General features: G+C 65.2%; 9 protein-coding genes and 1 pseudogene. 7 read left to right on the forward strand and 3 right to left on the reverse strand.

Annotated features, from left to right (window positions below; genetic code table 11):
* Window positions 1-225: 225 nt before the first annotated feature.
* The 3 genes from QMK34_RS07900 (at window position 226) to QMK34_RS07910 (ending at window position 2,001) form a co-directional block, all read left to right on the forward strand.
* The gene (locus tag QMK34_RS07900) at window positions 226-735 is read left to right on the forward strand and encodes an RNA polymerase sigma factor (RefSeq protein WP_326413028.1); all 510 of its coding nucleotides are present in this window, start codon (window positions 226-228) and stop codon (window positions 733-735) included.
* Window positions 732-1,301, forward strand: a complete 570-nt coding sequence (locus tag QMK34_RS07905; protein ID WP_326413029.1) for a hypothetical protein — start codon at window positions 732-734, stop codon at window positions 1,299-1,301. Before QMK34_RS07900 ends, QMK34_RS07905 begins: the two co-directional genes overlap by 4 nt.
* 157 nt (window positions 1,302-1,458) lie before the next feature.
* Window positions 1,459-2,001 carry a hypothetical protein gene (locus QMK34_RS07910; protein WP_326413030.1) on the forward strand — a complete coding sequence of 181 codons (543 nt, stop codon included), beginning with the start codon at window positions 1,459-1,461 and terminating at the stop codon, window positions 1,999-2,001.
* A 425-nt stretch (window positions 2,002-2,426) separates the two neighbouring features.
* On the opposite strand, the gene QMK34_RS07915 is transcribed toward QMK34_RS07910, so the two are convergent.
* Both QMK34_RS07915 and QMK34_RS47735 read right to left on the reverse strand, forming a co-directional pair.
* The gene (locus QMK34_RS07915; RefSeq protein ID WP_326413031.1) at window positions 2,427-2,576 is read right to left on the reverse strand and encodes a hypothetical protein; all 150 of its coding nucleotides are present in this window, start codon (window positions 2,574-2,576) and stop codon (window positions 2,427-2,429) included.
* A 65-nt stretch (window positions 2,577-2,641) separates the two neighbouring features.
* Window positions 2,642-2,857: pseudogene (locus QMK34_RS47735) on the reverse strand (transposase); the annotation flags it as partial.
* Here QMK34_RS47735 and QMK34_RS07920 point away from each other — a divergent pair.
* The 4 genes from QMK34_RS07920 to QMK34_RS47740 all read left to right on the forward strand — a co-directional run bounded on the left by QMK34_RS07920 (window position 2,840) and on the right by QMK34_RS47740 (window position 6,005).
* Window positions 2,840-2,965 (forward strand): hypothetical protein, encoded by a 126-nt coding sequence (locus QMK34_RS07920; RefSeq protein WP_326413032.1) that lies wholly within the window; start codon window positions 2,840-2,842, stop codon window positions 2,963-2,965. The pseudogene QMK34_RS47735 and the gene QMK34_RS07920 overlap by 18 nt on opposite strands.
* Window positions 2,966-3,494: 529 nt before the next feature.
* On the forward strand, window positions 3,495-4,544 hold the full coding sequence (locus QMK34_RS07925) for a hypothetical protein (RefSeq protein ID WP_326413033.1): 1,050 nt from the start codon (window positions 3,495-3,497) through the stop codon (window positions 4,542-4,544).
* Between the two features lie 13 nt (window positions 4,545-4,557).
* Entirely contained in the window at window positions 4,558-5,298 is a 741-nt protein-coding gene (locus tag QMK34_RS07930; protein WP_326413034.1) for a hypothetical protein, read from the forward strand.
* 275 nt (window positions 5,299-5,573) lie between these two features.
* Window positions 5,574-6,005, forward strand: coding sequence for a helix-turn-helix domain-containing protein (locus QMK34_RS47740; RefSeq protein WP_442785112.1), 432 nt, complete (start codon window positions 5,574-5,576; stop codon window positions 6,003-6,005).
* Here the strand turns inward: QMK34_RS47740 and QMK34_RS07935 are convergent.
* A complete protein-coding gene (locus QMK34_RS07935) occupies window positions 5,923-7,215 on the reverse strand; it encodes a YrhB domain-containing protein (protein ID WP_326413035.1) in 1,293 nt (430 codons plus the stop codon). The two genes, QMK34_RS47740 and QMK34_RS07935, sit on opposite strands and share 83 nt — an antisense overlap.
* Between the last annotated feature and the right edge of the window lie 85 nt (window positions 7,216-7,300).

Here is a 7,300-nt window from a genome sequence, read left to right on the forward strand (position 1 = left end):
ACGCCCATGTCGAGGCGTTGCCCTACTTTGTCTCTCAACCGTCATGCCGCGGAGGTGACCACCGCCGAGTGCAGGGCACAAGTCGCCGTCCTGTGTGCAGCGGTACCGCTTGGTGGCGATTCGTCTGGTTCGCTGCCCCACTGGCAGTGCTGGGAAAGTGGACCGCGGTTGATGCAACCCTGGGCGGGGGCGCGGTCGTATAGACGGCCGGAAGTGAGGTGCGAAGTGGCAGATCGCCAGGAGTTCGCCGGGATCGCCCGGGAACGCGCGTCAGCGTGGCGGCGAACGGCGTTTCTGATGTGCGGGGACTGGGCAGCGGCCGAGGACATCGTCCAGGTGACCCTGGTCCGTCTCTACAAGCAGTGGAACCGGCTCGACGCGGCGGGCATCGACGCCTACACGCGCCGGGTGATGTCACGGCTGGCCATCGATGAGGCCCGGCGCCCGCACCGCCGTGCCGAGGTCCTCATCCCCCCGCCGGAACATCCCGTTCCAGCCGTCTGCAGCGCGGACGGGATCGATGTGCGAGCTGCGCTGGATCGCTTGGCTCCACGGCAGCGGGCCGTGTTGGTCCTGCGGTTCTACTGCGACCTGACCGTGTCCCAGACAGCAGTCGCGTTGCGGATCACCGAGGGCACCGTGAAGTCCCAGACGGCCCGAGCGCTCACCACACTGCGGGCCTCGCTACCAGCCGCGTCGGTCTCGACCCCCACAACGGAAAGGCTGCTGCCATGACCACCGAACGCGACCTGCTCGACCGTGCCCTCGGAACCGAGGAACCGCCGATGAACCTGGACTTCGACGCTATCGAGTCCACCGGAGCACGCGCCGTCCGCCGGCGTAGGGCGATGGCGCTGACCGGCACCGCCGCGGCGGTCGTGCTTGCCGCGGTCGGCGGATTCGCCGCCTTCGGCCCAGGCGCCGCCGGTCCGCAGCAGATCAGCGCCGCCAGTGACGGGAAGACCACCACAGCGGTCCCCTCCAATCGCACGCTCGCCTACTGCTACCGCACAGCAGACATCACCAGTACCGCGATCAACCAGCACATCCCGGTCGGGATCAACGGCTCCGGCGAGGACGGACGGGGGGACGTGGCCGCGTCCATCGTCGAGATCTGCACCGGCGCGTGGGCCGATGACGTCTACCAGTGGCACACCCCAGGTCTGCCGCGTGTGACACCGCCGTTGACCGCGTGCGTACTCACCCGCGCCGCCGTCGACGTCGAAGCCGGAACCGTGGGCGTCTTCCCCGGTGACAAGCAGACCTGCGCGTCCATGGGGCTCCCAGTGGCGAGGTTATAGGCATCAGCTCACCGGAAAGCGGCGAATTGGACAGGTCAAAACGTTAGCAGGAATTCACTAAAATTATGTGATGCCGATCTAACCCTGATGGTCGTCGACAGTTTTTCACGTCAATGACAGCCTTCTCTTCGAAGGATCACCATCCAGGGGAGGAAAAGTGACCATCACTTCGCGTGCGTTCGCGTCTTTGATCGGACCTGCGGCAATTGCCGCAGGTCTCGTCATGGCATCTGGAGCAACCGCACCCGCATCGGCGGGCGTCTCGGAACATTGCGCCACGATCGTGAGTAAAGAATTGGACAAGGCGGGGCACTCCACCGTGATCGGGCAGACAGCCTGCTCGACCACGTCGGCGGCCGATGCGCTGGCCAAATCGGGCGATACCGTCGCAGGCACCACCAGCACGGCGGCAGTGAAGAGCTCTACCTTGCTGCTCAACAAGTATAAGGACGCCAACTACGGCGGCGGCGTCATCTATTCGTTCTATGGCAATGCGGGTGACTGCGACAACGCCGGGTATCATCTCGTCAACTACGTCAGTGTCGAGATCAACGTCTCGTCGATGACAGGCTGCAACGGCTGCAACGCCGTTCTCGTCAACAACGAGTACTCGAATTACCAGACCTTCGGTTTGCCCGTGGTCTACCTCGGCGACCACTACAACGACAACGTCGTGGCATTGAAGGCCTACCGCGCATAAAGCGCAAAATCTGTAACCCTCGCGAGTGAGCAAGAAATCTGAACAACTCTGCCGCTCTTCGGAAACACTATTTATCCGAAACGGGAGCCGCTGAAATCGTGGAAAAGTGAGCTCCGGGATACGAAATCCCCCGGGCCATGCGGTTCGGTGATCAGCGGGGAGGTCTCGGTCGCTCTGGCCGAGCCCTTCCCGCTGGCTCAAGGTCGTTAGTCCGGGATCATAGTCCAGCGCCGTTGATCGCCAGCCGTGGCCACTACACCGCAGCTGGCTGGCTATTGACGTGACCATGTGGCGTCTAACCTGGAGTCGCAAAGCTGGCGGACCCGCGAGGTGGCGCTCGTCAGCAACCGCAGCTTTCGCGCTTCGCCAGCGCTGCTGACGTCGTCACGCCACCCCGTGAGCGGTAGCTCCCGGTAGGGGGACTTTCATTCCCCGATGCCGGACGCCAGCGATCCCGCCCCGACGGTGTCAGAGAACGACCAGAGGATGTTCAAGCCGCTGGCGCCGTGGACGCGGATGCTGCCGTAGAGCATGACGGGCAGCTGGCGGTTGTTCTTGAAGCGCCGGTCCGGCACGCCCTTCTGCCGGCCACGAACTCGGCGACGGCCTTGGCGCGGTGGCTGGGATGTCCGTCGACAATGAGGAACACCGGGCCGGGTGCATCGTTGAGCAGGCGTGTGCAGAACTCGATGAACACCTCGGCGTTCACGGTGCCGTCGTGGAGCATGAACCGGAGCGCACCCTGGGCCGACACTGCGGGCAGAATGTTGATCGAGTAGCGGGCGCCGGTGTTCGCCACGACCGGGGTCTGCCCGACCGGAGCCCACGTGGTCCCGGCGTGGTAGTCCGAGCGGATTCCGGCCTCATCGGCGAATACACCGTCGCGCCGACCTTGCTGGCCTCGGCGCGGATGGCCGGGAACTGCTGGGCCTTCCACGCCTCCACGGCATCCGGGTCCTGCTGATAGGCGCGATGCAGTGGACGCTGAGCAGACATGCCCATCGTGCGCAGCAGCCGGGGTAACGCTGACCACGCTCAGCGTCACCCCGAACTCGCGGGCGACCACCTCCCGTACCATTTCCCTTGTCCACAAAGCGAATTCGAACGACAACTGCCCCGGGTCGACGCCCGCGATGAATCCGTACAACCGGGAAATCTGTGTCGCAGACAGCCTGGGTGGGGTGCAGGGAGTGCCGAACCCTCGTTAACAGGGTGAAGGCCATGGAAGACGCTGGAGACCTGGATGTGCAGGCGTCGAAGAACTCTCCGGCGTATGGGGCTCGGAACGTTCGGATAGTGGCGGCGGGAACTGGGTAGGCCCTCCCCTGTCCGGCAATCGGCGGAATCGGAAGAAGTGGGCACATGCGGTGAGCCATGACGAAACGCAGGTTGCAGCTGACCGAGCGCGAAGCTGAGAACCTACACAGCTGCAGCAGCGGGCCCGTTCGGTGTTCTTGCTTGACCGAACAGCGAACGTCTGCGATGATCGTGGCATGCCCGTCGACCATCGCGGCGCGAGCGACGCTGCTATCGCCGCGTTCGCAGCCGTCGGCATCGTCGCAAAAACTGCAAAGAACCGCTCCGGCGACCACGCCACACCTGACCTCACTGTCGAGGTGAACGGCGTACCCCTGGACCTCGACGTCAAAGTTGCTGCGACCGTGACGCCGGATTCACTCGCGAAGCAACTTCCACGCTGGTCAGTCACCCAACCGCAAGCTACCTCTGCTCACCTGCTCGTGGCAGATCGGATCTTGTCCGACGCCCGCCAGATGCTCCGAGAACAAGGCTGGGGCTGGCTGGATCTCCGGGGCCATCTGCACCTATCTGGCCCGGGTGTACTCGTCGACACAGCAGTCCCAGCGGCCCCTCAGGCCCGCCGTCCGGTCGACCTGTTCGTCGGCAAGGTCGCCCTTGAGGTTGCTTGCGCTTTGTTACTCACCCCCGAGCGACCGGCTGTCGTCCGCCAACTGGCACGGGATCTCAACCGGTCGCCCAGCTCGGTGTCCGCCGTGATGAGTTCCCTGCGAGAAGCTCAGCTCGTCGACTCCCGGGGGCTTCCCGTGGCTCCGGAACTGTTCTGGGAAACGGCGAGCGCATGGCGGCCTGCAAGCACGACGATCGCGCGTGTTGCGCTCCTCCGCGACCCCACGATTGCTGCTGCATTGCGCACTAGCTGGGACGATCTGGAAACTGGCACCGGCTGGGCCCTCACCGACACAATGGCAGCCGCCGCCTACGGAGCGCCCGCCGGCGTCCGCGCCGGATATCCGCCGGACTTCTACGTCCCCGACACGACGACGGCGCACCGAGCCGAAACGCTTCTGGGCAGACCGACATCCGACGACGCCCGTGGGGCAACCATCCGGATCGCACCGGTGCCCCAGGTGTGCACTTTGCGACGTCCGGGCCCGCCGGATGAGCCGTTGTGGCCGCTGGCACATCCGCTGTTCGTCGCTCTAGACCTGGCCGAGGATCGTGGCCGCGGCCGGGAGATCCTCGAAGGCTGGAATCCACCTCAAGGGGTAACTCGTGTCTGGTAGCCGACCCCGCGAAGTGGAACTCTTCGGCCCGATCACGACCTCACTGGTCCAAGCGCTTCCAGAGATAGAACGGCGGCTCGAACGCAAGATCACCGTGGTCGGCGGCCTCGCTGTACTCTCACGCCTCGGTTCCGCCGCGCACCGGGTGACCAGTGACGTCGACACCGTGAACCGGCGACTGGGCGGCGGGCCGGGCCAACTCGATGTCCTGCTCGCCACGGGGGCCACCGCCATCGATGGGGCAGGGGCGATGATCGCCACACCTACCGGCGATGTTCGCGTGGACGTCCTCGAAGTCAGCGAGGAGCAGCTCAACGATCTTCCGGCGGATCCGACCGATCGACTCTACCTACTCAGTCACGACTGGGCCTTGCGTTCGGCGACACCACTGCATGTCCGTGCCGTCGGTGGTGGCGCCACGAGTGAACACACGGTTCTCGTTGCCGAGCCAGGACCGCTCATCGCCACCAAGCTGCAGGCGCTTCCGAACCGAGCCAGCGTCAAAGAAGCAACCGACCTGCTCGACATCGTCAGACTCGCTCTCGACGACGAGACCGGACCAATTGTTCGCGCGCAACTAGCAGCGGCCAACGACCTGCTGAAACAGGACGCTGCGCTGCACGTCAAACGGTGGCTCGGGACAGCTGCCGACCGCAGCTTGCGACTCATCAGAACGACTCCCAGCGGCTCCGACACCACACCGGACACGGTCGCGCTGGTCGGAGAACTCCTCCTGGCCTCGCTCACGGGCTAAACCTGTCCAGCCACCGCCCAAACGCGGGACCTGCCGAGCTGCTTGCTGCCCTAAGCGGCGGCGATGCCGAGCAGCAGTTCCAGCTGGTCAGCCGCCACACCTGCAGCGAGGTCCGCCCCGACCGTCAAAGCCACAACAAGCCGAAAGCCTCGACCTCGGTCACGTGCCAGCCCTGTTTGGCCGCGCTTTGCCCGCCGCAGATCAAGGGAACCCTGCTCCTTCCACACCGCAAACTACGACGATACGGACCGGCGTCGCCAACCTCGTGTAGAGCGTTGCGCCACAGAGGGCACGGCCGCGTCAATCAGAAACACACGCTGCCAACAGATCACCGCATCCTTCTTGGCACAAACGATCAGATCTGGTGCGCCGACACCACCGGCTCGACCATTTCTAAGCGTACAGCAATTCGCAAACCCAAACGCCCCCGATTCTACCGCGTAAGCGAGGTCACGACGATGCTGAACCTGTCAACCGTGACACTCTACCGAGCAATTGAGGCTGGCGAGTTCCCTGCCATTAGAGTACGGGGACGCATCATTATCCCAGCGCGCGCAGTCGACGACATCGAGCAGGCCGCCGTGACCGGCAACAGAGTCGTCGAAATGGCAGACTTCACCCTCCTCAGGATGCGTAGCGGATCACGTGCAGTGCCATGGGCTCCTGGTCGAAAGACGGGTATCCCTTTCCGGCCATGGAGTCGATGAGCCGCACCCCGCTGTCCTCGTTGACCGCGATCACCAGGTTGCCCACCGATTCCCGGCCACGGACGTCCTTGCGGCGAATCCACACCAGCGCCTTCGAGCCCATCGGCGTACCGGAGATCTCGGTCAGCGTCTCGCCCCAGCTCTGGTGGACGGTGGAGCTCAGCGGCGTGCCGAGTTGACGCATCGTCGGCTCGAACCACGCGGCCGCCCCGGGGGCCGGGGGGTTCCCGATCTCGTCCAACCCTTTGTCCCAGCCGGTGAGATAGGTCCACGGGTCGTTGTTGGGCAGCCCGAAGGGAACCTCGCCCGCCTGCTTCGGCACGACCAGCGCGGCGTCCAGCATCTGGTCATGCCAGTCACCGGTTTCCTGAAAGCGCTGGGTGGTGCAGGCGAACAGCCAGCCCCGGTCTGTTTCGTCCGCCTCGTCCGGCCGCACCACGACGACCGGCTCCCGATAGGTGTGCGCCAGCCAGCTGGTCGCCTTGTCCAGCGCTGCTTCGAGGTTCGGCGCAGGATTTTCCCACGGCACCGGGAGGAACTCGTGCCGCACGCCGGCTGGCCGGTGGAACCGGGCGACGACGAACTGCTCGACCTCCTCGTCGTTCAGCCGGGCCAGGGAACCTCGCTGGCCGTCCAGGAAGATGGCCTGGTCATCGTCGTTGAACGCGTACAGCAGATGGCCGGTGATATTCACCCCGGAACGCTGACGGCGCAGCCACACCGCGGTGCGTGTGCCGGGCCCGCCCTCCAGCAGGATCGACGTGACGTCAGCCCACGTCGAGCAGGTCGACACCTCCGCACCCGGGAAGTGCGCGGCCAGCATCCGGTCCCACCAGCCCGGCGCCTCGTCCAGCGGCGTCCACGGCAGGGCCGAGGCCGGGCGGTGGTCGACGGCGGCGTCGGTGGCGATCAGGCAGCCGCGTGCGTTGACCCGCCAACGCCACGGCCGCGGGTCGAAGTCCGCCGACGGCGTGCCGTTGAACTCCTCGTCGAGTGGGTCCGCATTGGACACTGGGAACGGTTCGCCGCCGTCTTTGGGTACCGCGATGGTCGCTGCCAGCATGGGTTCGTCCGCGCCGTCCGCGTAGCCACAACCGAACAGGTGGGTCCGATCGCCCTCTACCAGTGGCCGATCGTCGGTGAGCGTGACCAGGCCACCGTAGGTGCGGTCCAGCCAGTCGGCGGCCCTGCGGGAGAAATCGTCGTTCATTGTCTACCTCCGTCAAATGCCGGTCCGACGAGTCGGAACACGTTGATCATTTCACCACAGTGGAACCAGCGATCACCAAAAGCCG

The sequence above is a fragment of the Amycolatopsis sp. H20-H5 genome (assembly GCF_035828755.1).
GTDB lineage: Bacteria > Actinomycetota > Actinomycetes > Mycobacteriales > Pseudonocardiaceae > Amycolatopsis.